Source organism: Mesobacillus sp. QJM3NY_10 (assembly GCF_056173465.1).
On sequence record NZ_CM149675.1, the window covers coordinates 4,730,181 to 4,755,610 of the forward strand.

20 protein-coding genes and 3 tRNA genes are annotated in these 25,430 nt (G+C 42.3%); 2 read left to right on the forward strand and 21 right to left on the reverse strand.

Annotation, left to right across the window (positions count from 1 at the left end; all coding sequences use genetic code 11):
* Nucleotides 1-173 precede the first annotated feature (173 nt).
* The gene (gene ahpC / locus AC0VX7_RS23580) at nucleotides 174-737 is read left to right on the forward strand and encodes an alkyl hydroperoxide reductase subunit C (RefSeq protein WP_214904122.1); all 564 of its coding nucleotides are present in this window, start codon (nucleotides 174-176) and stop codon (nucleotides 735-737) included.
* Between the two features lie 13 nt (nucleotides 738-750).
* Entirely contained in the window at nucleotides 751-2,280 is a 1,530-nt protein-coding gene (gene ahpF, locus AC0VX7_RS23585) for an alkyl hydroperoxide reductase subunit F (protein WP_475426179.1), read from the forward strand.
* 870 nt (nucleotides 2,281-3,150) lie between these two features.
* Here ahpF and AC0VX7_RS23590 read toward each other — a convergent pair.
* The 21 genes from AC0VX7_RS23590 to rpsR all read right to left on the reverse strand — a co-directional run bounded on the left by AC0VX7_RS23590 (nucleotide 3,151) and on the right by rpsR (nucleotide 25,391).
* The gene (locus AC0VX7_RS23590) at nucleotides 3,151-4,650 is read right to left on the reverse strand and encodes a malate:quinone oxidoreductase (RefSeq protein ID WP_475426180.1); all 1,500 of its coding nucleotides are present in this window, start codon (nucleotides 4,648-4,650) and stop codon (nucleotides 3,151-3,153) included.
* 426 nt (nucleotides 4,651-5,076) lie between these two features.
* Nucleotides 5,077-5,940 (reverse strand): DegV family protein, encoded by an 864-nt coding sequence (locus AC0VX7_RS23595; protein WP_475426181.1) that lies wholly within the window; start codon nucleotides 5,938-5,940, stop codon nucleotides 5,077-5,079.
* 179 nt (nucleotides 5,941-6,119) lie between these two features.
* Nucleotides 6,120-7,451 carry a CoA-disulfide reductase gene (locus AC0VX7_RS23600; RefSeq protein ID WP_475426182.1) on the reverse strand — a complete coding sequence of 444 codons (1,332 nt, stop codon included), beginning with the start codon at nucleotides 7,449-7,451 and terminating at the stop codon, nucleotides 6,120-6,122.
* Between the two features lie 192 nt (nucleotides 7,452-7,643).
* A complete protein-coding gene (gene rlmH / locus AC0VX7_RS23605; protein ID WP_475426183.1) occupies nucleotides 7,644-8,123 on the reverse strand; it encodes a 23S rRNA (pseudouridine(1915)-N(3))-methyltransferase RlmH in 480 nt (159 codons plus the stop codon).
* 100 nt (nucleotides 8,124-8,223) lie between these two features.
* Nucleotides 8,224-8,394, reverse strand: coding sequence for a CxxH/CxxC protein (locus AC0VX7_RS23610; RefSeq protein WP_475426184.1), 171 nt, complete (start codon nucleotides 8,392-8,394; stop codon nucleotides 8,224-8,226).
* 121 nt (nucleotides 8,395-8,515) lie between these two features.
* Nucleotides 8,516-9,751 (reverse strand): S1C family serine protease, encoded by a 1,236-nt coding sequence (locus AC0VX7_RS23615; RefSeq protein WP_475426185.1) that lies wholly within the window; start codon nucleotides 9,749-9,751, stop codon nucleotides 8,516-8,518.
* A 185-nt stretch (nucleotides 9,752-9,936) separates the two neighbouring features.
* A complete protein-coding gene (locus AC0VX7_RS23620; RefSeq protein ID WP_475426186.1) occupies nucleotides 9,937-10,731 on the reverse strand; it encodes an MBL fold metallo-hydrolase in 795 nt (264 codons plus the stop codon).
* 6 nt (nucleotides 10,732-10,737) lie between these two features.
* Complete coding sequence (locus AC0VX7_RS23625) at nucleotides 10,738-11,532, reverse strand: two-component system regulatory protein YycI (RefSeq protein WP_475426187.1); 795 nt, start codon at nucleotides 11,530-11,532, stop codon at nucleotides 10,738-10,740.
* The gene (locus AC0VX7_RS23630; protein WP_475426188.1) at nucleotides 11,519-12,832 is read right to left on the reverse strand and encodes a YycH family regulatory protein; all 1,314 of its coding nucleotides are present in this window, start codon (nucleotides 12,830-12,832) and stop codon (nucleotides 11,519-11,521) included. The genes AC0VX7_RS23625 and AC0VX7_RS23630 overlap by 14 nt, the downstream gene beginning before the upstream one ends.
* Nucleotides 12,829-14,649, reverse strand: a complete 1,821-nt coding sequence (walK, locus tag AC0VX7_RS23635; protein ID WP_475426189.1) for a cell wall metabolism sensor histidine kinase WalK — start codon at nucleotides 14,647-14,649, stop codon at nucleotides 12,829-12,831. The genes AC0VX7_RS23630 and walK overlap by 4 nt, the downstream gene beginning before the upstream one ends.
* 8 nt (nucleotides 14,650-14,657) lie before the next feature.
* Nucleotides 14,658-15,368: a response regulator YycF gene (gene yycF / locus AC0VX7_RS23640; RefSeq protein ID WP_475426190.1), complete on the reverse strand. Its 711-nt coding sequence runs from the start codon at nucleotides 15,366-15,368 to the stop codon at nucleotides 14,658-14,660.
* Nucleotides 15,369-15,626: 258 nt separating this feature from the next.
* Nucleotides 15,627-17,111 carry a peptidoglycan DD-metalloendopeptidase family protein gene (locus AC0VX7_RS23645; RefSeq protein ID WP_475426191.1) on the reverse strand — a complete coding sequence of 495 codons (1,485 nt, stop codon included), beginning with the start codon at nucleotides 17,109-17,111 and terminating at the stop codon, nucleotides 15,627-15,629.
* A gap of 384 nt (nucleotides 17,112-17,495) precedes the next feature.
* Nucleotides 17,496-17,568 (reverse strand) — tRNA-Phe (locus AC0VX7_RS23650).
* Between the two features lie 295 nt (nucleotides 17,569-17,863).
* Nucleotides 17,864-17,935, reverse strand: a tRNA-Glu gene (locus AC0VX7_RS23655).
* 95 nt (nucleotides 17,936-18,030) lie between these two features.
* Nucleotides 18,031-18,106: transfer RNA gene (locus AC0VX7_RS23660), tRNA-Lys, on the reverse strand.
* Nucleotides 18,107-18,580: 474 nt separating this feature from the next.
* Entirely contained in the window at nucleotides 18,581-19,870 is a 1,290-nt protein-coding gene (locus AC0VX7_RS23665; protein ID WP_475426192.1) for an adenylosuccinate synthase, read from the reverse strand.
* A gap of 205 nt (nucleotides 19,871-20,075) precedes the next feature.
* A complete protein-coding gene (gene dnaB / locus AC0VX7_RS23670) occupies nucleotides 20,076-21,440 on the reverse strand; it encodes a replicative DNA helicase (RefSeq protein WP_475426193.1) in 1,365 nt (454 codons plus the stop codon).
* A gap of 121 nt (nucleotides 21,441-21,561) precedes the next feature.
* On the reverse strand, nucleotides 21,562-22,011 hold the full coding sequence (gene rplI / locus AC0VX7_RS23675; RefSeq protein ID WP_475426194.1) for a 50S ribosomal protein L9: 450 nt from the start codon (nucleotides 22,009-22,011) through the stop codon (nucleotides 21,562-21,564).
* Nucleotides 22,008-23,981 (reverse strand): DHH family phosphoesterase, encoded by a 1,974-nt coding sequence (locus AC0VX7_RS23680; RefSeq protein WP_475426195.1) that lies wholly within the window; start codon nucleotides 23,979-23,981, stop codon nucleotides 22,008-22,010. Before AC0VX7_RS23680 ends, rplI begins: the two co-directional genes overlap by 4 nt.
* A 30-nt stretch (nucleotides 23,982-24,011) precedes the next feature.
* Complete coding sequence (locus AC0VX7_RS23685; protein ID WP_475426196.1) at nucleotides 24,012-24,953, reverse strand: YybS family protein; 942 nt, start codon at nucleotides 24,951-24,953, stop codon at nucleotides 24,012-24,014.
* Between the two features lie 201 nt (nucleotides 24,954-25,154).
* Nucleotides 25,155-25,391 (reverse strand): 30S ribosomal protein S18, encoded by a 237-nt coding sequence (gene rpsR / locus AC0VX7_RS23690; RefSeq protein ID WP_031307629.1) that lies wholly within the window; start codon nucleotides 25,389-25,391, stop codon nucleotides 25,155-25,157.
* Between the last annotated feature and the right edge of the window lie 39 nt (nucleotides 25,392-25,430).

A 25,430-nucleotide genomic window follows, 5' to 3' on the forward strand; every position in this document is an offset into this window, starting at 1 on the left:
TTCTGAAATAATGATTAAGAATTAAAACCTGGTGGTTAATACTTGACAGTTAATAAGTTTTATATAATAATTCTTACTGTATTAGAATTATTCTAGTTTACCGAATAGTTAACTGAACTTATCAGTGAAACTATTTCAAAAAATAATTCAACCATTCAAGGAGGAAATTAATCATGGCATTAATCGGAACTCAAGTTTTACCATTCACAGCAAACGCATTTCATAAGGGTGAGTTCATCACAGTTTCTGAAGAAAATCTTAAAGGCAAGTGGAGCGTAGTTATTTTCTACCCAGCTGACTTCACATTCGTTTGCCCTACTGAGCTTGAAGACATGCAAAACGAATATGCAACATTGAAGGAAATGGGAGCAGAAGTTTACTCTGTTTCTACTGATACTCACTTCACTCACAAAGCATGGCATGATCACTCAGAAGCAATCGGCAAGATCGAGTACATCATGATCGGAGACCCTTCTCAGAAGATCTCTCGCAACTTCGATGTATTGAACGAAGAAGATGGTCTTGCAGAGCGCGGAACTTTCATCATCGATCCAGACGGCGTAATCCAAACTGTAGAAATCAATGCAGGCGGAATTGGCCGTGACGCTAGCCAGGTTGTAAGCAAGCTTAAAGCAGCACAATATGTACGCAACAACCCAGGCGAAGTTTGCCCTGCTAAATGGAAAGAAGGCGAAGCAACACTTAAGCCAAGCCTTGATCTTGTAGGAAAGATTTAAGGGGTACACTCCCATGTTATTAGATGCAGAAATTAAAGCACAATTAGCCCAATATCTTCAAATGATGGAGGGCGATGTGCTGCTTAAAGTTAGTGCTGGATCGGATGATGTATCACGAGACATGCTGGCTTTAGTCGATGAATTGGCAACAATGTCATCCCATATTAAAGTGGAGCATGCCGAATTAGAAAGAACCCCTAGCTTTAGTGTGAACCGTATCGGCGAAGACACTGGAGTGACTTTCGCAGGTATTCCTTTAGGACATGAATTCACTTCATTAGTTCTTGCCTTGCTGCAGGTGAGCGGCAGAGCTCCTAAGGTTGACCAAAAAGTCATTGATCAGGTTAAGGCTATCAAAGACGAATACCGTTTTGAAACATATGTCAGCCTGAGCTGCCATAACTGTCCTGATGTTGTGCAGGCTTTGAACCTGATGAGCATCTTAAACCCTGGCATTTCCCATGTCATGATTGACGGTGCCGCATTCAAAGATGAAGTTGAAAGCAAGCAAATTATGGCAGTGCCAACAGTTCTCTTGAATGGTGAGCCATTCGGAAGCGGCCGTATGTCATTGGAAGAAATTCTTGCTAAAATGGGCTCTGGTCCTGATGCTTCCGAGCTGACTGACAAAGATCCATACGATGTACTTGTTATCGGCGGAGGCCCTGCAGGTTCAAGTGCAGCCATCTACGCGGCACGTAAAGGCATTCGTACAGGTATCGTAGCTGAGCGTTTCGGCGGGCAGGTAATGGATACTTTGGGCATTGAAAACTTCATCAGTGTGAAGCACACAGAAGGTCCAAAGCTTGTTGCAAGTCTTGAAGAGCATGTTAAAGAGTATGGCGTTGATATCATGAACCTTCAGCGTGCAAAGCGTTTGGAAAAGAAGGACCTGATTGAGCTTGAACTAGAAAATGGTGCAGTTCTTAAGAGTAAGACTGTCATCATCTCAACTGGTGCACGCTGGCGCAATGTCAACGTACCAGGAGAAGCCGAGTTCAAGAACAAAGGGGTTGCCTACTGCCCACACTGTGACGGACCATTGTTCGAAGGAAAAGACGTTGCTGTTATTGGCGGAGGAAACTCCGGTGTTGAAGCAGCAATCGACCTTGCAGGTATCGTAAAGCATGTAACAGTGATTGAGTTCAACCCAGAACTTAAGGCTGACCAAGTTTTACAAGACCGTCTGCACAGCCTTCCGAACGTCACAGTCGTGACTAACGCACAAACTAGTGAAATTACCGGAACTGACAAAGTGAACGGTATCACTTACATTGACCGTGCATCAGGTGAAGAACACCATGTTGAATTACAAGGTGTATTCGTCCAGATCGGCCTTGTACCGAACACAGAATGGCTTAGCGACACGCTTGAACGCACTCGCTTCGGTGAGATCGTTGTAGACAAGCAAGGTGCCACAGACCTTCCTGGCGTCTTCGCTGCAGGCGACTGCACGGACAGTGCATACAAACAAATCATCATTTCAATGGGATCAGGTGCAACCGCAGCATTAGGTGCGTTTGATTACTTGATTCGAAACTAATGATAAAGCCGCTTTGCTGCTGAATGCAGTAGAGCGGTTTTTTGTGATATCGGATGTTTTGTCATTGTTTGTTTGACAGTTTGGTCCTCTTCCACCTGGGAGATGTCACAATAACGGCCTTTTCTTGACAGCTTTGAGCTCTTTCACCTGAAACCTGTCACAATAACAGCATTTTCTTGACAGCTTTGGGCTCTTACACCTGAAACCTGTCACAATAACATCATTTTCTTGACAGCTTTGAGCTTTTTCACCTAAAACCTGTCACAATAACATCATTTTCTTGACAGCTTTGGGCTCTTACACCTGAAACCTGTCACAATAACGGCCTTTTCTTGACAGCTTTGAGCTCTTACGCCAGAAACCTGTCACAATAACAGCTCTTTCTTGACAGCTTTGAGCTCTTTCACCTGAAACCTGTCACAATAACAGCATTTTCTTGACAGCTTTGAGCTCTTTCACCTGAAACCTGTCACAATAACGGCCTTTTCTTGACAGCATTGAGCTCTTTCACCTAAAACCTGTCACAATAACGGCCTTTTCTTGACAGCTTTGGCCTCTTTCACCTGAAACCTGTCACAATAACGGTATTTTCTTGACAGCTTTGAGCGCTTCTATCTAAAACCTGTCACAATAACGGTATTTTCTTGACAGCTTTGGCCGTTCCTTCTCAAAAGCTGTCTGAATAACAACGCGTTCTTGACAGCATTGATCTGTATCCCTTAAAAGCTGTCTAAATAACGATGTGGCCATACCTCCAGACTGGATTACAACCGTAATATCATAGGAACTCTCTCTCCCCAACAAAAAAACCTTCAATCCAGCTTGGATTAAAGGTTTTTAGTCATCTCACTGTCTATTTCCATAAACAAATCAGCTATAAACTCTCTCTTTATCGCTTAATCCCAGCACCTTGGCAGTTGATTCATGGATATCATGGAACAGCTCTGGGTTGTGCACTAATGACACGCCATAGGTAGGGACCATTTCCTTTATTTTATCCTTCCAATTGAACATTTGCTCAGGGAAGCATTTTTCTAACACTTCCAGCATGACGTTTACGGCAGTGGACGCACCAGGGGATGCACCTAGCAATGCCGCTACTGAGCCATCAGAGGCGCTTACAACCTCTGTACCGAACTGTAGTGTCCCTTTGCCAGTGTCGGTATCCTTGATGACCTGGACACGCTGTCCTGCCACCACGATTCCCCAGTCCTCGCTCTTGGCATTAGGAATAAACTCACGGAGTTCTTCCATCCGTTTTTCATGAGAGAGCATCACTTGCTCGATCAGATACTTAGTCAATGCCATTTCTTTCATGCCTGCTGCCAACATAGTAATCACATTATTCGGTTTCACTGAACCAATCAAATCCAGATTCGAACCTGTTTTCAGGAACTTAGGTGAGAAACCGGCAAACGGTCCAAACAGCAAGCTCTTCTTATTATCGATAAATCTAGTATCAAGATGCGGAACTGACATCGGTGGAGCGCCTACCTTGGCTTTTCCGTATACCTTTGCATGGTGCTGTTCTACTACTTCTGGATTGTTGCAGACCATGAACAGTCCACTTACAGGGAATCCGCCAATATGTTTAGATTCAGGAATACCTGTCTTTTGCAGTAATGGCAGACTTCCGCCCCCGCCGCCGATAAAAATGAACCTCGTAGTATGATATTCAGTTTTACCGCTTTCTAGGTTTTGCACTTTCAGTTCCCATAATCCATCACTTGTACGATTGATATCTTTAACACTATGTTTATAGTTAATCTCAACATTCTTACTCTCCAGATGATCAAATAACATTCGAGTTAACGCACCAAAGTTAACATCTGTTCCTGAATCAATTTTGGTTGCCGCTATCGGATCATTAGAGGTACGGCCTTCCATGACTAATGGAATCCATTCTTTAAGTTTGTCAGGGTCTTCGGAGTATTCCATTCCCTGGAACATAGGAATACCTGAAAGCGCTTTAAATCGTTTTTTCAAAAACTCGACATTTTTTTCGCCTTCTACTAAACTCATATGAGGCAGCGGCCTGATAAATTCTTCTGGATTGCGGATCAAATTGCTTTTTACCAGATAAGACCAAAATTGTCTTGAAACTTGAAACTGCTCATTTACGTTAATTGCCTTGCTAATATCTATCGATCCGTCGGGTTTTTCAGGTGTATAATTCAACTCACACAGAGCAGCGTGCCCAGTACCCGCATTATTCCACTCATTGGAGCTCTCTTCACCTGCAGAAGCTAGTTTTTCAAACACTTTAATGTCCCATTCTGGTGCTAACTCTTTCAGTAAGGATCCCAACGTCGCACTCATGACTCCGGCACCAATTAAGATAACGTCTGTTGCTTTCTGTACGTTGCTCATTATACCCTTCCTTATCCCTTATATTTGAGTAGGTGCGCCTTATTCGATCTCACCTAGGAGCACACCTTTTCCGTCCATGTTCAAACCATAACATAATCTATTATAATGACTTACACATTAAAATATCTACTATTTACTGATAATTATAAACTATTTTTCCATAGTAAAAAAGTGAGAAGTCTCTCCATATGGTTTAGAAACAAACAAAAGTAAAAACCATAATCCTAACACAGTTGACCAAAACTTAGGTTTTGCCTCTTTGGTAGCTAAAATTGAAAAACCTCATCCTGCACTCTTCAGAACTTGTGAAGTGACTAAATCTCCATAAATACCCGCTCTCAAAAAAAGATACCGTTATAATAAACAGTATCTCTTCTACAACTATTCTAACATTCGATTAATTGTCTGCTACTTAGCTACTTAATCTCATTTCTCTATAAAAAACATTGATATGGCTCCCGGCCCTACATGGGTTCCAACAGAAACTCCCATCTGCATAATATGGATAGCACCTGAAAAACCTGCTTCTTCCCGGATTTTTTCTTTTAGCGTTTCAGCAACGTTCTGATCCGATGTATAGCCAATGAGAATAAACTCTGTCATTTCCTTGTCGTTTCGTTTAATAAACTCTTGAACATAATGCTTCAGTACTTTATTACGGCCTCTTTCCTTTGCAACGATTGCTCCTTTTCCTTGTTTCATCGTCATGATTGGTTTGAGCATAAGAATCTTACCGATAAAGGCACTTGCATTCGTGAGTCTGCCACTTTTGATTAAATGATTTAAATCGTCAACAGAAAGGAAGTGTTTTACTTTTGTTTTGTAAGTTTCATTAAAATCGACGATTTCTTCAAATGATGCCCCCTGCTCTCGCATCATCGCACTCTTCATGATTAACCAGCCGCTGCCATGACTCATGCATTTGGAATCGACTATATGAATTTTAACAGCCGAATCAGGCGATTCCTCATAGAAATAATCTTTTGCTATCACAGCTGATTGATAGGCACCGCTTGTCCCGCTAGACATACATACACATAGTATCTCTTTGCTTCCATCATTCACAGCTTTCTTTATGATCTTAAGGTATTCTTCAGGACTTGGCATCCCTGTTGTTGGGTGTTCAGATAACGCTTCCAACATACTATAAAAATCATTTGGCTCAATATCCACTCGATCTTTATAAAGTTTACCCTCTATATTTATTGTCAACGGGGCTAAGCTAATGTCATATAATTCAAGTACTTCCTTCGATAAATCACAAGTTGAATCAGCCAAAATTTTAATCATTTCTATCCTCCAAGTAAGCAACTACTCTTATCTTAACCCAACCTCAGCTTAAGTTTATACATATTTTATTAGGTACTTTTCGGTAACCAATTGCATTACCTCTGAAAAGCAGCACTAAAAAGTCAGCAAACTCGCTTAAAACTGAGCTTGCCGACAGTGTTTATTTGTGCTGTTCCCAGCTACTTTACTCTCCTAGCTGCTTGCTGGACAGGATCCCATACACCATTATACGGGGGCGCATACGCCAGATCTAAATCGAGAAGCTCATCGGCCGTCATAGAATGAAATATTGCTGTCGCTAGGACATCGGTCCGTTTATCGACGCCATTTTCCCCAATAATTTGCCCGCCAAGAACCTTATGTGTCTCTTTATGATAGACAAGTTTCAATTTCATCTTTTTATCATCCGGATAATAACCAGCGATATCAGTTGCTGTAATGGTTACAGAACCATAGGGGATGTTCATTATTTTTGCCTCTGTTTCAGATAGCCCTGTTCTCCCCAAGGTTAAATCGAAGAACTTAATAATGGAAGTACCTACAATTCCTTTAAACGTTTTATGTACATCAACCATGTTCAATCCAGCGATTTGTCCTTGCTTATTGGCATGTGTTCCCAACGGGACATGATCATCCTTTTCTTTTACTCGGTGATATTGTGTGGCACAATCTCCTGCTGCGTAGATATCCTCAATACTGGTTTGCATATAGGCATTTACTTCTATCGCACCATTTACACTGGTTTTAATACCTGTTCCTTCTAAAAAAGAAGTATTGGGCTTCACACCTACAGCGACTAGCACCAAATCTGTTTCATACTCTCCTTTATCGGTTTTCACAGTCTCCACATGGTCACTTCCACCGAATGCTTCCACGGATTCACCCATTTTTAACACAATATTTTGCTTTACTGCTTCTTCATGAATCAGTTCAGCCATGTCTGTATCAAATATTTTGGCTAATTGCTCATTTCTTTCAATGATGGTTACCTTTTTGCCGAGCTCCGCAAAACTTTCAGCCATTTCAAGTCCAATGTATCCGCCACCAATCACGGTCACATTCTGTATATCTCTTTCCAGATACTCCATGATTGCTTTTGCATCGGGGATGGTCTTTAATGAAAAAATACCTGGTAGTGTCACACCTTCCCACTCTGGAATGACCGAGCTTACACCAGTCGCAATCAGAAGGCGGTCATATGGAAGACTGAACGTTTCACCATTACTATGGTTTATTCCACTTACCATCTTATTTTCTGAGTCCACCTTTTGGACTTCATGAAATACACGTGCATCAATGCCATATTTCTCTTTAAAAGTAGACTGAGTGCGAGCGATTAACTGATCTGTGGACTCAATCTTCCCACTGATCACATAAGGCAGGCCACATTGTCCGTATGAATACACGCCTCCCTTTTCCAATACAGTGATTTCATGTCCAGAGCTGTTTCGTACCATTTGCATCGCAGCACTCATACCTGCTGCATCTCCACCAATAATAAGTATTTTCATTTTCATCCCTCCATTCCTTGTGTTTCCATTTATTACTGATCCTTAAACATCGGGATTTATAGGTGACTTCAGAAAAAGTAATAATTAAATAAAACGGCTGTACTGGCTGCCGTTTTATTCACTCAATATCTTTTACAGATTAAACAATTTCATCATGGAACATCGATAATTAGCTGAATTTCTGTTTTACCACTACTTATGGTACGGTTCACCGCGATTTATCCTGTAAGCCCGATAGATTTGCTCAACGAGGATCAAGCGCATTAATTGGTGAGGGAATGTCATTTTGGAGAAGGATAGTTGTTCATCGGATCTTTTTAATACTTCTGCACTTAAACCTAGTGATCCGCCGATAACAAACGCGATTTTACTTTTTCCGTACGTCGCGAGTTTATCGAGTGTGTCTGCAAGTTCTTCTGAGGATTTGAGCTTGCCGTTAATGGCCAGGGCGATAACATGGGTATCAGGTCCAATTTTCGCGAGGATCCGTTCGCCCTCTTTTTGCTTGACCTGGATCATTTCAGTTTCGCTCAATTCCTCCGGTGCTTTTTCATCTGGTACTTCGATGACTTCCACTTTTGCATAGCTTCCGAGTCGTTTTAGGTACTCCTCAATCCCCTGTTTCAGGTATTTTTCTTTTAATTTTCCAACCGTTACGATCGAGATATTCACAGTCATCCCCACTTTACAAACAGATTACAAACAGTTTACAAACAAGATATCCACAATAGTTATCCACATATTCACATCACTATCCACATTTAGTAGGCGATCATTCGTTCGCCACAATATATACAGCAGGTTGTCCACAGTATCCACAGACAAACTCCGACTTATCAACAGACTCTAACTTTGTTAATTGTGGTGCTACCTCAAACTCATCAACCGCTTCATCCAGCGCTAATTCAACATGTTCACCGCAGCAATACTTCATAACACTCATCCTTTCAGCTTCTTTTTATATGATTATCATTTGCTTAAATTCACTTTTAAATTTATCCACAAAGACCATTTTAACACAAAAAAACAGGAAGCATTTCGCCTCCTGTCATTATCCACAACTCCTATAATGTTTCTCCGCCTAACTTCATTGTTGTTTCTTCCAGTTGGCCATTTCGGTAATACTTGACCTGCATGTCATCGCCAACCTTCTTTTTATTGTAAAGATGCTTGCGCAGATCAACCACATCCCGGATTTCCTCGCCATCCATTTCAACAATGACGTCATACTCCTTCAATCCTGCCTGGGCTGAAGGAGAATTGGGCTGTACGCCTCTAACTGCAACACCATAGGTAATTTCCTTCGGCAGCTTCAACGTGTTTTCCTGGTGGTAGGCTGAAATTTCATTTACGGAAGCTAATTCTACACCCATGAATGGACGTTTTACTTCCCCAGTCTTCTCTAGGTCTTCAATAATAGGTGCAGCATAATTAATGGGAATAGATAATCCAATTCCTTCGACAGCACTCTGGGCGATTTTCATTGAGTTAATACCTATCACCTGGCCTTCGATATTGATCAAGGCCCCTCCGCTGTTGCCGGGGTTAATCGCTGCATCTGTCTGTAAAACTTCTGCCTGCCAATCGGGAGTTCCATCCTGATTGATATCGACTGGAATCGCACGTTCTAAACCAGAGATAATTCCCTGTGTAACAGAACCTGAAAAAGTAAGTCCGAGCGGATTACCAATCGCAATGACTGGCTCACCAGGCTTCAGCTTATCTGAGTTGCCAAATTCGGCTACGACTTTAATTTCGTCAGCTGGTACTTCCAATACAGCCAGATCGGTCCAGATATCACTTCCTAAAAGCCTGGCGGGAATTTTCGTGCCATCACTCAGGCTGACCTCAAGTTCGGAGGCTTCCGCTACGACATGGTGGTTTGTGACAATATAGGCTTTGTCACCTTCCTTTTTATAAACTACACCAGATCCTGTTCCGCCTGATTCCTGGGATTCGCCCCAGAAGCTTGTGCTCCCCTGGATATTCGTAATGCCGACTACTGCATCTCCAGCTTTGTCGACTGCGTCCGTAATTTGCGAGTATACATCAATCGATACATTCTTTTTAGTAGTTTTGCCTTCTTCACTTTCTTCAGAAGGCTCTTCGTCAGTTGCCGCTGTTTGATTATGAGGTTCAATTTTATATGGCAGCACATCCAAGTTAGCCAATATAGGAATTGAGAAGATCACCAATAATGCACCTATGATAGCACCTGCCAGGCTGGCCCAGAAAAAGCCGCCTTTACTTCTGTTCTGCGGTTTATACCGGCTTTGATAATCCTGATCATAATAACCCAATGTCCACCAATCCTTTCATTGACCAATAGATACGTTAGTTATTCTTATATAGATTATTATACTATCAGTAATGCTGATTTCTAAAACATAAGCCCCTCTTATCCTCGGGAAAATAAAAAGGAGCAAAAGCACCCAGTGCAGATGCATTTACTCCTTTTACCTATAAATTTCATTCTATAAACAAGTTAAATTGCTGTCAAAGGTGTCGGAGTCTTAGGATCTGTATCTATCAAATCGAATTGTTCTCCTACTAAGATGCCCCTTCCTTCGAGGGTCTGGCTAACTGACATCCTTGCAAGGTCCTTCATATTGTTATCCGTACTTAAGTGGGCTAGATAAATCCGTTTTGTATTATCTCCAGCGACTTCGCTCATCGCGACTGCGGCATCCTCATTCGAGACATGACCGTAATCGCTCAGGATCCGGCGCTTGACGCTCCACGGATATCTCCCCATCCTCAGCATCTGGACGTCATGGTTACTTTCAAACACATACGCATCAGCATTGGAAATGATTCCTTTCATCCGGTCGCTGACATAGCCTGTGTCTGTGATGAGCACCAGTTTTTTGCCGTCTTTATGGAATACGTAGAACATCGGCTCGGCCGCGTCATGTGAGACACCGAAGGATTCTATGTCCAATCCGCCAAAAGATTTAATGGTCTCCATGTCAAAGGAGAACTTCTGGTCAAGCGGGACTTCCCCAATCAAGCCGTCCATCGCTTTCCATGTTTTTTCATTCGCATAGATTGGCAGCTTATACTTACGGGCAACGATTCCTATGCCTTTTATATGATCGCTATGTTCATGCGTCACTAATATTCCAGAGAGGTCTTTCATTTCCCGGCCAATTTGCTTGAATAAAGCCTCCATTTGTTTGCCGCTCAATCCGGCATCCACCAAAAAGGACTGGCCCTCCGTCTCCACATAGATCGCATTTCCCGTACTCCCGCTGGCGAGAACACTAAAATGCAAACTCATATCTCTTCACTCCGTAATTTTATTTTCTCCGTCAGACAACGGGATGACCCGGCCTTCAATTGCATGTACAAAAAGGTTTTCCTTGCCATTGACTTCTATCCTCCACGTTGGTGTCACTACAAGGGATGAGGTCAATGAAACAAGAGTGGAATAGCCCAATTCAAAATCGGTGATTTTACTCTTCGGCTTGAGCAAACCTTTTTTATAAAGAGTTTCCAGCGCCCTCAATGGCGGCAGTAACTCTTCTGCATCCGACAGTTCATCGATGATTTCCAAATACGTTTGCTTATACGAAGTCACTTCATTATCTTCGTTGAAAAAGAAAGTCAGTTTCGCATTGCTGTTATAATAGAACGTTTTACTATCATGCTCTTGATAATACGTAATGGTCCCTGTCTCATCATTTTTGCTCCAGAACTCATACTCTTCACCGGCAAAAATATTCGCTTTTATGAAATCAGACAGTTCAGCCGGCTGGAACTTGCTCGTCAGTTTGAACGGCTTTTCAATCTTAACTTCAATCGACGTGCCGTCTCCCAGACTGACAGACTGTCCCTTGACCTTCTCCGTTTCCTCGGAGGTGAATACCTTGGCTCTTACACTAAGATACTGTTCTTTCTTTTTTGTGTCGGGGAGTTCACCATAGGTGATATCGTCATTTCTCAGCTTTTCCTCAAGGGTCGCTTCCTTTAGAATTTCATATTGGGTCGCATCCCTTGTGTTCCTGAACTGGTACACGAGATATATATCCAGGACGAGGAAGGTGAGAATAAAGATCGTCTTGATTCTACTCCAATCCATTATTCAATTCCTCCTCCCATATGAGCTGACGCCACTCCTGATCGTATAAATAAAACCAGCCTGGCTCCAACAGGATTAACGAATTTTCTGGTCCCTGGGTCATATAATAGCCAGGCATAAGATTTTGCAGCAACGCAGGCTTAAAGTCCTTCTTGCTTTGCAGGTATTCCAGCGCTTCATATCCAGAGGGCAATGTTTTGGTGACAACATCCGGATTCAATGGCAGCTCGAGATGGAACCCTGGGCGTACATATCTGCTGATTTCCGATTGTTTCCAATGCTGATAGATCTCTGACATCCCTATCTGATTGAAAACAGGATACCCTTCCTTACTGTAAAGACGGAAAAGAACATTCTGGTTAAAATCATCTTTATAAACATATCGATAAGGTTCCGTCCAGCCACCATGGTTATTAACAAACTCGATACTCTTCTGGAGCACATTGTTGGTGCCGATGACTGAATCGCCACTCCTGACAGGATTCACGTAGTTAATCATATTTGTATCGGTGTCAACGATCATCTTACTGGCATCATCCGTATATTCCTCAATTCCATCGACTATACTTCGCTGTACAAAGCTCGGGTCTGGGAACAAAGCATCTTTAAATTGTTCAGATTCAAGGGGATTCTGGTAGTAAGTGTGCAGCACCATCTTCACTTTTTCAGTTGGCAGGTAAATCTTCTTGATATCAGAAACATTATGAAGGAAATACGGCGTCAGCCTTTTTGCAGAATCATAAAATTGATTCGTAAAATCATTTATATAGGAAGGACTGACATTGCTGACATAGGCTTCCTGATTTTTCTGCGAATAGAAATAGACAATTCCTTCCTGCTTTTGCTGAGTCTCTGAATTAATGATGATCCGGTCGAAATCAAATTTCGGCATATCCTTTTCATCGATATTGAGGACCCTTTTATATAGTTCAATCGGTACCTCATCTGGGAAAATAACTTCGGTATTCTCCCCCTGAGCAATCTTTTCATTAAATTCACTTATTCGCCCAGGGTACTTTTCGATATCAAAATACTTCCATTTTGAAATAACTCCGATTATATCATCAATATAGTCATTGTCTACCGAACCAAACTGGTTTCGACCCACATGATATATTATCTGATGCGGCTTGACGATTTTTTTTAGTTCTTTCTGCGTGGCAATACTTACTTCTTCAACAGTCTCTTGATTGTTTACATTCTCATAGTCCGGCTGATACGTCCAAATGTTCCAGGTTAATAACCCGCTCAGAATCACGAGAAATGTTAAAATAACTGATTTTATATTTTCATATGTCATGACCAATCATCCTCTGCACTTCGGTCATAAGGAAGTGTAAATTGAACAGTGGTACCTTTTCCTTCCACACTTTCTGCCCATATCCTTCCCCCGTGGGCATTGACCATTTCCCTGGCAATAGCCAGCCCTAAGCCTGTACCGCCTAGTTTGCGGGTCCTGGCTTTATCGACACGGTAGAAACGGTCAAATATTTTATCAAGGTTATCTTTGGGGATGCCAACGCCTTCATCAGAAATGCTGGCAACAATCTTGTCATCCAGCTCTTTCACTCTGAAGGTAATCGTTCCGCCCTCTGGTGAATACTTCATGGCGTTAGAAATGATATTATCGAGTACTTGCGTGATTTTATCTTCATCTATTTCTACGAAAATCGCATCCTCCGTGATTTCCCTTTTGAAAGAAACGTTTTGTTCCTTCGTCATTTCGAATCGGTCAATGATCCTGTTAAAAAAGACCGGGAAGTTTACCCATTCCTTTGATAGACGATAATCCACACTGTCAAGTTTTGATAGCTGCAGCAAGTCGTTGACAAGTCGAATCATCCGCTCTGTTTCACCTCTGGTTGTTTCAAGGAAGTTCGGAGCGATTTCCTCATCCCTCCATGCTCCTTCAGCCAGCGCCTCCAGATAGCTGCGCATCGTTGTCAGCGGAGTCCGTAATTCATGGGAAACATTCGCAACGAATTCCCGTCTCTCCATATCAATTTTTTCTTGTTCCGTAATATCATATAGGACTGCAATCAAGCCATTTACAAAGCCGCTTTCCTTTTGTATGACCGAAAAGTTTGCCCGAAGGATGAATGGCTTACTTTTCGTACTGTAATCCAGAACAATCGAGTCTTTCTCCTGAAGCAAATCATCAAAAGTATAATTCTCATCCAGTCCAAGTACAGAAACTAATGGCTGCGAAAGCACTGTTTCACGTGGAACACCAAGCATCTGTGTCGCAGGGTCATTGATTAGGATGATGCGTCCTTTCCGATCTGTCGATATGACACCGTCGGTCATATAGGAAATGACAGAGGAAAGCTTCCTTTTCTCTCCTTCAGTTGTGGCCTGTGCTTCCTGCAGTTTTTTCGTCAGATTGTTAAAGGTGATCGCAAGTTGACCGATTTCATCGTAGCCATACACTTTAACCTTCCTGGAAAAATTGCCGCGCGTCATGGCCAGCGCCTGTTTACGCATATCTGAAATCGGCCTCGTAATCGTCTGTGCCAGCAAGACTCCCAAAATGGCTGTAAAAATCAGGGCAATGGCTGTTCCTGTAGCGAGGATTGTATTGATATCATTCATCTGGTCAAAGATATCATCAATATTAGCAACTAGATAGACAGCGGCTATCGCTTCACCGTTATGCATGATAGGTGTTGAAAGAACCCAAACTCTTTCGTTCGCTTTCAACTGGATGACGTCTTCATCTTCTTCAGTGATGATCGAACGCTTAATCTTGACGTCAGGAGTCCTCTGACCCACCATCCCCTGATTGCTCAGGCTTGATGTCCCCAGTATTTTAAAACTGCCCCCGTCAACTACTCGAATTTCAGAAATATCATTGGGCTTATAGTCCATTAAAATCTGCCTAATGGCTTCCTCTTTCGTGGGATCTTCCTTCCCGCGCTCTTTCACCAGCTCTTCCTGTATATCATAAATCAGCAGGTCCACACGGGATTTTACAGATTCCTGGTAATTCGTCATCAGGGTCGTCTCAAGTTTGCGGACAAAGTAAACTCCGATGATTTGCATGGCAACGAGAATAAGCAGGACGTATATAATTACAAATTTAAGATGAATGGATCGAAAGAAACCTACCTTTTTCATTCCTGTCCTTACTCCTGCTCAGAGTTTCTTAAATAATATCCTACTCCTCGTCTTGTCACGATCCATGTCGGATGGCTTGGATTATCCTCAATTTTTTCACGCAGACGTCTTACCGTTACGTCTACTGTACGGACATCACCATAGTAATCATAGCCCCACACGGTTTGCAGCAGGTGCTCCCTTGTCATGACTTGTCCAATATGCTTGGCAAGGTAGTGAAGAAGCTCAAATTCACGATGCGTCAATTCAATCGTCTCTCCTCTTTTGGAGACAACATATGCATCAGGGTGGATGGTCAAGGAGCCAACCGCAATTTCATTCGATTCTTCTTGCTCATCTTCCTTGATCGCATTCTGCTGATGGCGGCGTAGGTTTGCTTTTACCCTGGCAATCAATTCTCTTGTGCTGAATGGCTTCGTGACATAGTCATCTGCCCCAAGCTCAAGTCCAAGCACTTTATCAATTTCAGAGTCTTTAGCAGTCAGCATGATAATCGGCATATCGTATTTTTTGCGGACTTCACGGCAGACCTCCATGCCATCACGCATAGGCAGCATAATATCCAGCAGGATCAAGTCAGGCTGGATTTCCTCCACCATCTCAACTGCCTGGTTTCCATCATATGCACAGTAAACATCGTAACCCTCTTTTTTCAGATTGAACTGTAGAATATCTGCAATTGGTTTCTCATCGTCAACTACCAGGATTTTTTTCTCCATACCAATTCTCCTTTAAAGTACAAATTTATCTATCGTCTAGTAATAATCTTCTCTTTATAAAAATGCTATCTTATCTATTTTACTGTAAATCGGAGAAAAACTGAATTTTTCTGTTATATAACTTATATTCTTCTCCTCCCAATTGTACCAATCCTGCCCATAACAATAAAATAACTATGATTGCGAACTTTTATTTTAAAGGCAAATCTCTAATGAAAAAAGTCTCTAGTTTGACTAGAGACTTTTTTATAAATGGAATTACTTTCGATTTAATTTAGAAAGGGGATCGATAATCTTGCCGTTTTGATATACTTCAAAATGAAGATGAATTCCAGTGGAATTACCTGTTCTTCCCATGATCCCGATACTCGAACCGCGGGAAACTGTCTGGCCTACGCTAACTGAGATGGATGCAAGGTGTGCATACATCGTGCGGTAGCCGTTATTGTGGTCGATGATGATTTTGTTGCCGTATCCATCACCTTTATTACCAGCATATACTACGTTCCCATTATCAGCAGCCTTGATAGTGTAGTTGCTTGGTCTCGCGATATCGATTCCTTTATGCATCCTGCTCCAGCGATAGCCCTGGCGGCTCGATACATATCCGCCGTTTGTCGGCCATACGAACGTTCCATCTCCGCGTGAAGGAACAACCTTTGTTCCTTTGACAACGATTTCCTTCACGGGCTCTTCAAGCACTTCTTCATTTATAACTTCTCTCTTGATTACCTTGCCGTTTTGTTCAGATACGGAGTAGGTAGTGCCTTTCAATCCAACTTGGCCTTCCTGCTGCTTTTTCGTATCTCCCTTGAACATGGAAGAGTCTTCTTTTATTTCTCTTTCGAAAGGCACTTCTTTTTGCTCATAAACCTGGCGGTCGACCACGACTTCAACGAATGGCTTCAAGACAGTCACATTCAATTCCTGTCCTGGTTTTAGTACAGCGTCTTCAGTAAGACCTTCATTTAAAGAAAGTAATTCAGCAAGCTTCAGGTTATGTGAATTCGCAATGTTTCCTAACACATCCCCTTCTTTAACCTGGTACTTCTGTTCCTCTAAAGTACCCTTTTTAAGGAGCTCGACCGCTTCCCCTATAGAAAGTACTTTTCCAGGATCAACTTTTTCATCAGCATGTGAAACTTCATGAGTTAAATAAACGTCTATTATAAGAGTTTCATTTTCTTTTACTTCGGGTACTGGTAGATTAGGAGATTCTTTTCTACTCTCCACCTCGGCTAATTCTTCTTCAGTAACGTGTTCTAGCATTAATGTCCTAAGGACTTCATTCGCTGCTTCTTGATCTTTCACATAAGCAACAGACTGTTCACCGATCACAATAGCGGATGCTTCAGCCTGGACATTCAACTCGTCTTTAAGAACATCTAGTACTTCGTTTGTATTTGTATTGGCAGCCGAGCTGAACACTTGCTCAGGAACAAAAGACACGTCTAACCCCAGCTCGATATCAAGATCTGCGTAATCCTTCTCAACGGATGTCAACTTATCTTCTACCAGCTGTTCTACTTGCGCCTTATCTGTAACAGTTCCTACAAATTTATTATTTACATAAACATGATACATTGTTGTTAAGTCTGAATCCGCCGCAAGTGCAGAATTCCCTGCACCAAAAGACAAAGCAACTACAGTTACCGCTGCCATGATTGACTTTTTTATTGCTGGCTTCATCTCTCTAGATGTTTTGCCGGCAAGATTGGACAGCCTATGTTTTAAATTATTCATCCTGATCCTCCTACAACGGTCAAACACTATTAGTCTAGTTCTAAATAACTATTATCTGATAATTGTACCTTTATACTTTACCATATAATGTATCGATGGGAAGACTAGACTTCATTATGTAACAAAAATGTATAATAGCTGACATTTTATTACGATATTTGTCAGTTAAATGGAATTCATCATCAGCATATTTTCCTATCTCTTTTATTAAAAATGAGCAGAAAACCTAGTAATATCAGTGCATTCTCCTACTTTCGGAGCATAATTAATGAACAATGTTGTTAATAGCAACACAAACATGTTAAAAATAGGAAGTTTATCTTTATGTTACATAAATGTTACAAAAAAAAGAGAGCATGTCATATGACACGCTCCCTTTTTTAATGGCTCAGGACGGAATCGAACCGCCGACACAAGGATTTTCAGTCCTTTGCTCTACCGACTGAGCTACTGAGCCACGTTAAAAATTGCACCCTAATCTTTATTTGGTTTAGATCCTTTGCTCGAATGACCTCTCGGTCTTTCTCGCAGGTTGCCGCAGATGCTTAATCGATGATGTGAGCAACCTGCTCTACCGACTGAGCTACTGAGCCAAGATAATATAATGTTTCCTAAACTTTGCATTGTTTAAAAACTCTGCTCAAAAAACCTCCCGGTTTTTCTCGCAAGTTGCCAGAGATGCTTATCCGGTGAAGTAAGCAACTGACTGAGCTACTGAGCCATGATAATACTCAATTAAATATGTAATAAAGTGACCCCTACGGGATTCGAACCCGTGTTACCGCCGTGAAAGGGCGGTGTCTTAACCGCTTGACCAAGGGGCCAGATATTAAGTTGATCCTTTTTCACTGGGTTAAGGAAGTTTATTTTCGCTGTCGCGAATCTAAGGAAGTTTATTTTCGCTGTCGCGAAAAAAACTTGGTGAGCCATGAAGGACTCGAACCTTCGACCCTCTGATTAAAAGTCAGATGCTCTACCGACTGAGCTAATGGCTCATATTAAAATTGACCCCTATATTGGATCTTCTGTGAAATGTGCTCAAAAGACCTTCGGCCTTTCTCGCAAGTTGCCGCTGAAGCGAACTCCTGGATGCAAGCAACTGACTGAGCTAATGGCTCGTATCAAACTTTATCACTTTTTGTCGAATTAGTGACAACGTTGTTTATATTACCATAGCATTTTATTGTTTGTATATATCTTTTTAAAATATTTTTTGCTTTTTCTTGTTTTTCTTTGTAGTTCACTCTGCTTTCCTTAAATTTATTCAATTTTATAAATAGAAATTTACTAAAAACAGGATAATTCCGCGATGTTAAGGAGTTTTTCCGCGAAATAGACTGGTATTCCCGCGAAAAACTACATTATTCCCGCGAATTCAAGCCGGAATTCCGCGAACTGGATACAGCTGGGATTCACCCTGTAAAAAAACAAGCCCCCGTTCCAATGAGCAGGGGCTAGAACAATAATTATTATGATCTCCAAGGGCTGCGGACGACGTTTGTCTGGGTGCGGTCCGGGCCGACTGAGAAGATGGATAATGGGATGCCTGTCAGTTGTGAGATGCGCTCAAGATAGTGTCTTGCGTTTTCTGGCAGTTGGTCTAGTGATTTCACACCTGTGATGTCTTCTGTCCAGCCTGGCAGCTCCTCGTAGACTGGCTCACATTCAGCGAGTGTCTTAAGGCTTGCAGGGAATTCTTCAATTAACTCACCCTTGTAGCGGTATGCTACACAGATTTTGAGCGTTTCAATTCCCGTTAAAACATCGATAGAGTTCAGCGATAAATCAGTGATTCCGCTGACACGGCGTGCATGTCGGACAACGACGCTGTCGAACCAGCCTACGCGGCGTGGGCGGCCTGTTGTCGTACCGTATTCTCGTCCTACTTCGCGAATCTGGTGGCCGATTTCGTTATCTAACTCTGTAGGGAATGGTCCGTCACCGACACGAGTCGTATAAGCTTTTGAAACTCCTACGATATGGGTGATTTTCGTTGGTCCTACACCTGAACCAATGGTGACTCCGCCAGCTACGGGATTGGATGATGTAACAAATGGATATGTTCCCTGGTCGATATCGAGCATAACGCCCTGTGCACCTTCAAATAGTACACGTCGTCCTTCATCCAAAGCATCGTTCAAAACGACAGATGTGTCGACCACATAATCTTTGACTTGCTGACCATACTCGTAATACTCGTCTAAAATATCCTCAAGCTTAAATCCTTCAGTTTCATAGATGCGCTCGAGCAGGCGGTTTTTCTCCTCGAGATTGCGTGTTAGCTTCTCCTCGAAAACTTCCCTGTCAAGAAGGTCGGCAATCCTGATACCCGTTCTCGCAGCTTTGTCCATGTATGCAGGACCTATGCCCTTCTTGGTCGTTCCTATTTTATTGGCACCCTTGCTCGCTTCTTCCACTTCATCAAGTTTCAAGTGATACGGAAGAATGACATGCGCGCGATTGCTGATTCGCAGGTTGTCTGTCGTAACGTTTTTATCGTGAAGATAGGCTAGTTCCTTCACGAGCGCTTTTGGATCCACAACCATGCCGTTTCCGATAACACTGACTTTATCTTTATAGAAAATCCCTGATGGAATCAAATGCAATTTATATGTTTCACCATTGAACTTTATTGTATGTCCTGCGTTGTTCCCTCCCTGGTAACGGGCAATCACTTCAGCATTTTCTGAAAGGAAGTCAGTAATCTTCCCTTTTCCTTCGTCTCCCCATTGTGTACCAACTACTACTACGGATGACATATAAAAAGCACCTCCAAAGGTATACGGTTAATTTTTTTCCGCTTCAAACATATAAAGTTTACCAGTAATAATAGCATTAAGTCAACTAAACACGAACATTAATTTTAAATTATAATTATTTCGTTCGTAAAACCCTACATCCTATATATACTAAATAAAATATCAGCAAAAAAAAAGAGAATCAATCCATAAGGATCAATTCTCATTATGCCCCAGGTGGAGCGTACGATTCGTCATACCTGTTTTCAATGTTGACGAATTTATTGTATTCTTTTACGAATGCCAGCTTTACGGTTCCTACCGGGCCGTTACGCTGCTTGGCAATGATGATCTCAATGATGTTCTTGTCTTCGGATTCCTTATCATAATAGTCATCACGGTAAAGGAAGGCTACGATATCGGCATCCTGCTCAATTGAACCGGATTCACGAATATCAGACATCATCGGACGCTTGTCCTGTCGCTGTTCCACTCCACGGGAAAGCTGGGACAGTGCGATGACAGGGACCTGCAATTCACGCGCCAACTGCTTAAGGGAACGGGATATCTCAGATACTTCCTGCTGACGGTTTTCGCCGGCACGTCCGCTCCCGAGGATCAGCTGCAAGTAATCGATCATGATCATGCCAAGTCCCTGCTCCTGCTTTAAACGTCGGCATTTTGACCTGATATCGGTAATTTTGACACCCGGAGTATCGTCAATGAAGATTCCTGTATTCGACAGGCTTCCCATTGCCATCGTCAACTTGCCCCAGTCCTCATCAGTCAGGGAACCTGTACGAAGCCTCTGGGCATCGATATTTCCTTCCGCACAAAGGACACGCATGACAAGCTGTTCTGCTCCCATCTCCAAACTAAAGATCGCGACATTCTCTCCTGTCTTTTTCGCAACGTTCTGGGCGATATTCAAGGCGAATGCTGTTTTACCAACAGAAGGACGGGCGCCAACGATGATCAAATCGTTTCGCTGAAAGCCAGCTGTTATTCGGTCAAGCTCGGTAAAGCCAGTCTCAAGGCCGGTGATATCACCTTGACGGTTATGCATTTCCTCAATATTATCGTATGTCCTGACAAGGACATCTTTTATATTATGGAAGGCTCCTCCGCCTTTGCGTTGGGCAACCTCCATTATGTTCTTTTCTGCTTCGGCAAGTAATGCTTCGACTTCATCCTCACGCATATAGCCATCTTCAGCGATGCCTGATGCTGTCCGGATCAGCCTTCTCAGCAATGACTTTTCTTCTACGATTCTAGCATAATACTCTATATTAGCAGCCGTCGGAACGGATGCCGCCAATTCACTTAAATAACTGACGCCTCCAACATCTTCAATCAGCTTGGATGATGCCAGTTCTTCAGTGACGGTCACCAGGTCGATAGCTTTGCCTTTATCATTTAAATCCAGCATAACGTTGAAGATTTTCTGGTGCGCAACACGATAAAAGTCTTCGGGTAATAGAATTTCTGAAGCAAGAGTTAAAGCTGATGGCTCTAAAAATATTGCGCCAATTACGGCTTGTTCCGCTTCCATGTTTTGTGGCGGAAGTCGATCCGCGAATAATTCACTCATCTGCCTGCCCCCTTACATAATTCACGCTCTCTTCGAACTGAAAAAAGTGATCAGCAGAACCGATCACCTATTTCTGTAACTATATTATTTTATCATGTTTACGACTATATGGAACTGTAAATTATTTACCTTCTTTAACGTGGACATTCAAAGTTGCCAGAACATCCTTATGAAGCTTTACTGGAACCTTTGTGTATCCAAGTGTGCGAATAGCATCCTGAAGCTCAATTTTTCGCTTATCAAGCTTGATGCCATTAGCTTTTTGCAGTTCATCAGCAATCTGCTTGCTTGTGATTGAGCCGAAAAGACGGCCATCTTCTCCGGATTTCGCGGATAATTCAACTGTAACTTTTTCCAGCTTTTCCTTCAAAGCTTTCGCATCTTCAAGCTCCTGCTGAGCCACTTTCTCTTCTTTCTTCTGCTGTGCGTTCAGGGAACTCATAGCGGCTTGATTTGCTTCAACTGCAAGACCCTGTTTAATCAGGAAATTGTGTGCGTAGCCATCTGCCACATTTTTGATTTCGCCTTTTTTGCCTTTTCCTTTAACGTCCTTCAAAAAGATTACTTTCATTCTTTTTGTCCCCCTTCTAAATAATCCTCTATCGCATTTTGTAAAAGTGTTTCTGCCTCATCCGTAGAGATATCATACATTTGCGTCGCAGCATTAGTTAAATGCCCGCCACCTTCGAGATTTTCCATGACCACCTGGACGTTGATTTCCCCAAGCGATCTTGCGCTGATGCCTACCGTGTCTTCTGATCTTTTGGAGATCACGAATGACGCTGACACGCCGTCCATCGTCAGGAGTGTATCTGCTGCCTGTGCAATCAGCACCTGGTCACAGTAAACATCGTCCTCTCCTTTTGAAATGACAATGCCATCCCGGTAAAAATAAACATTCTCTATAATTTTTGCTCTTTTGATATAAGTATTAATATCTTCTTTTAAGAACTTCTGTACAAGAACAGTATCCGCACCATGGCTTCGCAGGTATGATGCAGCGTCAAAAGTACGGGCCCCTGTCCTTAAGGTGAAGCTTTTCGTGTCTACGATGATTCCTGCCAATAAAGCAGTAGCCTCAAGCATCTGGATTTTTCCGTTCTTCGGCTGATATTCTAGCAATTCCGTTACCAGCTCAGCCGTCGATGAAGCGTAAGGCTCCATATAGACGAGCAGCGGATTTTTAATGAATTCCTCACCGCGGCGATGGTGATCAATCACGATGACGTTCTCAATCCGGTTCAATAGTCTTTCATCGATGACAAGTGAAGGTTTATGAGTATCGACAACGACAAGCAATGTGTCATCAGAAGCAATTTCATAAGCCTGTTCTGGTGTAATGAATCTTGAATAAAGAGATTCGTTTTCCTTAATCTCATCCATCAAGCGCTGTACACCTGTATCGATCTCATTTTTATTATACACAATAAAGCCTTCACGCTTGTTCATTTGTGCTACTTTTAGGATACCGATTGACGAACCAATTGCGTCCATATCCGGATTTTTGTGTCCCATGATCAAGACCTTGTCACTTTCAATAACGAGTTCCTTCAATGCATGAGAAATGACTCGCGCTCTTACCCTTGTACGCTTTTCAACAGGATTCGTCTTGCCGCCATAAAACTTAACTTTGCCGTTAGGCTGTTTGATCGCTACCTGATCGCCGCCACGTCCCAATGCCAAGTCCAGGCTGGACTGCGCCTGACTTCCGAGCTCAGGAAGCGAGGAATAACCTGTACCAACACCAATGCTCAAAGTTAATGGGACATTCTGCTTCGATGTTGTTTCCCTGACTTCATCGAGAATCGTGAATTTCCCTTTTTCGAGCAGCTGGAGAATATGTTCACTAAAAACAGCGAAGAATCGTTCTGAAGAAACCCTCTTGAGGAATACTCCATTATTGGTAGCCCATTTATTTAAAATGGAAGTAACAAGACTGTTCAAGCTGCTTTTCGTCTGGTCATCCATACCCTGGGTCAGTTCCTCATAGTTATCAAGATAAATAATCGAAATGACTGTGCGCTCATCATGGTACATTTTTTCAATTTCTGCCTGTTCGGTCACATCGAAAAAGTAGAGCAGCCTTTCCTCAGGTTTATGAATGACCCTGAACTTCCGATCATGAAGAGTAATGATTTCAGTTTCTACCTCTTGCTTAATCAATGGAATGACCGCATCGGCTACATCATACAGCGATTTGCCGACAAGTGAGTCTTCATTGAAACTAGCAGCAATGAAAGGATTCGTCCACTCAATATAATAGTCGTCATTGATCAGCATGATTCCGATCGGCATTTCCATCAATGCTTCCTCGCCGACTTTTTTTACCCGATAAGACAGCGTGGAAATGTATTCTTGCGTTTCCTGCCTAATTATATGGTTCACTTGAAAAATGAGATATATCAACAGGCCAGTGAGAATGAACCCTGCCGCTCCTATAATCCAGTTATAGTAAGACAGAAATCCAATTAGCACCAGTGTTACGGCCATCAATCCATACAATGGATAACGTATTTGCCGCCTCTCTAAATAAGAAGGCATGTGCTCAGCTCCTAAAGCGTTAGTTTCTGATTACTTCTTCTCCCCAAGACGTTTTCTTAAGTCAAACCCTAAATCAATTATACCTAATATCCTGACAATATAAAGAACAAATGGCAGGAGGAAGGTCAGGATAATGACGATGATTGGAACAGCTTTAGGATACCGTTTTATATGTGTAACATAAAAAACTAATGATAAACCTTGGAGAACCATCAGCATCTGCAGTATGAATGTAAGATTGGAAATCGCCCAGTACCAGTAAGTCCCTTTTTCCGGCTGCATGATTAATGCTGCTATCATCGCGATGAGATAGTACCATAAGATACTTTTTGGCAGATTCAATTCCCTGAATGGAGGCCAGGATGGCACCTTGATCCCAAAACGCTTCAAGAATGGGAACGAGACAAGCTGAAGCAGGAACACAATCAAAAATGAAGCCATGACGAACATGCTTGGCATAAGCACTTCCATCATATCGATCATTGTTTCAAATTGCTTGATGAGTTTCTCATCAGGGGTCTGCCCCATTTGTTCCAGCATTTTGATCGCCTGGTCGGTAGAAACACGAAAAGCCTCCATCAGTTCTTCGATAATATTAATTTTAAATAAGATGACCGACAATGCATATTGTGCCACTAAATTCAAAAGAAACACGAGGGAACCTGCTATGTATGCTGTAAACCTGCTTTTCCCTTTTCTGACCATGTATCCCATCACAGCACCAGTCGTCCCATATGCTAATGCAAGCGGGATTGCCAGAAGTGACCCTAGAATCATCGATAATAATACAGCTGCGATCGTAAACACAGCCGTACTTTTACCGTCATACTTAGCACCAAAAAACAAGAATGGCAAAGAAAGAAAGAGGTTCACAACCAACCCCAGGCCAGGTATGTAAAAAGTGATCAACAATAAAACTGCAAAAATCGCTAACAGAATGGCTCCTTCCGTCAGCTTGTATGTATTCTTCATAATCCACCTCACCGAAATGCGTATGCGCCTTGGTCAGCCTTAAGGTTCAAGCAAGATATTATAACTGAACCAAAGTACCAACCATTTTAAAATAACCGATAAGAACTATTTTAGCTTCTAAAACTCTGACAAGCAAACGAAGTGTCTAATAGCTAATATAAAAGGCAGCGGGATGCCCCGCTGCCTTTTAAAAACCGATCATTATTCGCCTGAAACGTATGGCAGTAATGCCATTTGACGACTACGCTTGATCGCAACTGTCAATTTACGCTGATATTTAGCGCTTGTTCCAGTTACACGGCGTGGTAAAATCTTACCGCGCTCAGAGATGAATTTTTTCAAAAGATCTGTGTCTTTGTAATCGATCTTAGTGATTCCGTTTGCTGTGAAGTAGCAAACCTTACGGCGTTTTGCACGTCCGCCTCTGCGTCCACCCATTGCCATGGTCATTTCCCTCCTTGTGTATTCTATTTCACG

Coding starts and splice junctions, on each gene's coding strand:
- ahpC (WP_214904122.1), top strand. CDS start 174: ATGGCATTAATCGGAACTCAAGTTTTACCATTCACAGCAAACGCATTT.
- ahpF (WP_475426179.1), top strand. CDS start 751: ATGTTATTAGATGCAGAAATTAAAGCACAATTAGCCCAATATCTTCAA.
- AC0VX7_RS23590 (WP_475426180.1), bottom strand. CDS start 4,650: ATGAGCAACGTACAGAAAGCAACAGACGTTATCTTAATTGGTGCCGGA.
- AC0VX7_RS23595 (WP_475426181.1), bottom strand. CDS start 5,940: ATGATTAAAATTTTGGCTGATTCAACTTGTGATTTATCGAAGGAAGTA.
- AC0VX7_RS23600 (WP_475426182.1), bottom strand. CDS start 7,451: ATGAAAATACTTATTATTGGTGGAGATGCAGCAGGTATGAGTGCTGCG.
- AC0VX7_RS23610 (WP_475426184.1), bottom strand. CDS start 8,394: ATGAGTGTTATGAAGTATTGCTGCGGTGAACATGTTGAATTAGCGCTG.
- AC0VX7_RS23620 (WP_475426186.1), bottom strand. CDS start 10,731: ATGAGTTTGCATTTTAGTGTTCTCGCCAGCGGGAGTACGGGAAATGCG.
- AC0VX7_RS23625 (WP_475426187.1), bottom strand. CDS start 11,532: ATGGATTGGAGTAGAATCAAGACGATCTTTATTCTCACCTTCCTCGTC.
- AC0VX7_RS23630 (WP_475426188.1), bottom strand. CDS start 12,832: ATGACATATGAAAATATAAAATCAGTTATTTTAACATTTCTCGTGATT.
- walK (WP_475426189.1), bottom strand. CDS start 14,649: ATGAAAAAGGTAGGTTTCTTTCGATCCATTCATCTTAAATTTGTAATT.
- yycF (WP_475426190.1), bottom strand. CDS start 15,368: ATGGAGAAAAAAATCCTGGTAGTTGACGATGAGAAACCAATTGCAGAT.
- AC0VX7_RS23645 (WP_475426191.1), bottom strand. CDS start 17,111: ATGAATAATTTAAAACATAGGCTGTCCAATCTTGCCGGCAAAACATCT.
- AC0VX7_RS23665 (WP_475426192.1), bottom strand. CDS start 19,870: ATGTCATCCGTAGTAGTAGTTGGTACACAATGGGGAGACGAAGGAAAA.
- dnaB (WP_475426193.1), bottom strand. CDS start 21,440: ATGAGTGAATTATTCGCGGATCGACTTCCGCCACAAAACATGGAAGCG.
- rplI (WP_475426194.1), bottom strand. CDS start 22,011: ATGAAAGTAATCTTTTTGAAGGACGTTAAAGGAAAAGGCAAAAAAGGC.
- AC0VX7_RS23680 (WP_475426195.1), bottom strand. CDS start 23,981: ATGCCTTCTTATTTAGAGAGGCGGCAAATACGTTATCCATTGTATGGA.
- AC0VX7_RS23685 (WP_475426196.1), bottom strand. CDS start 24,953: ATGAAGAATACATACAAGCTGACGGAAGGAGCCATTCTGTTAGCGATT.
- rpsR (WP_031307629.1), bottom strand. CDS start 25,391: ATGGGTGGACGCAGAGGCGGACGTGCAAAACGCCGTAAGGTTTGCTAC.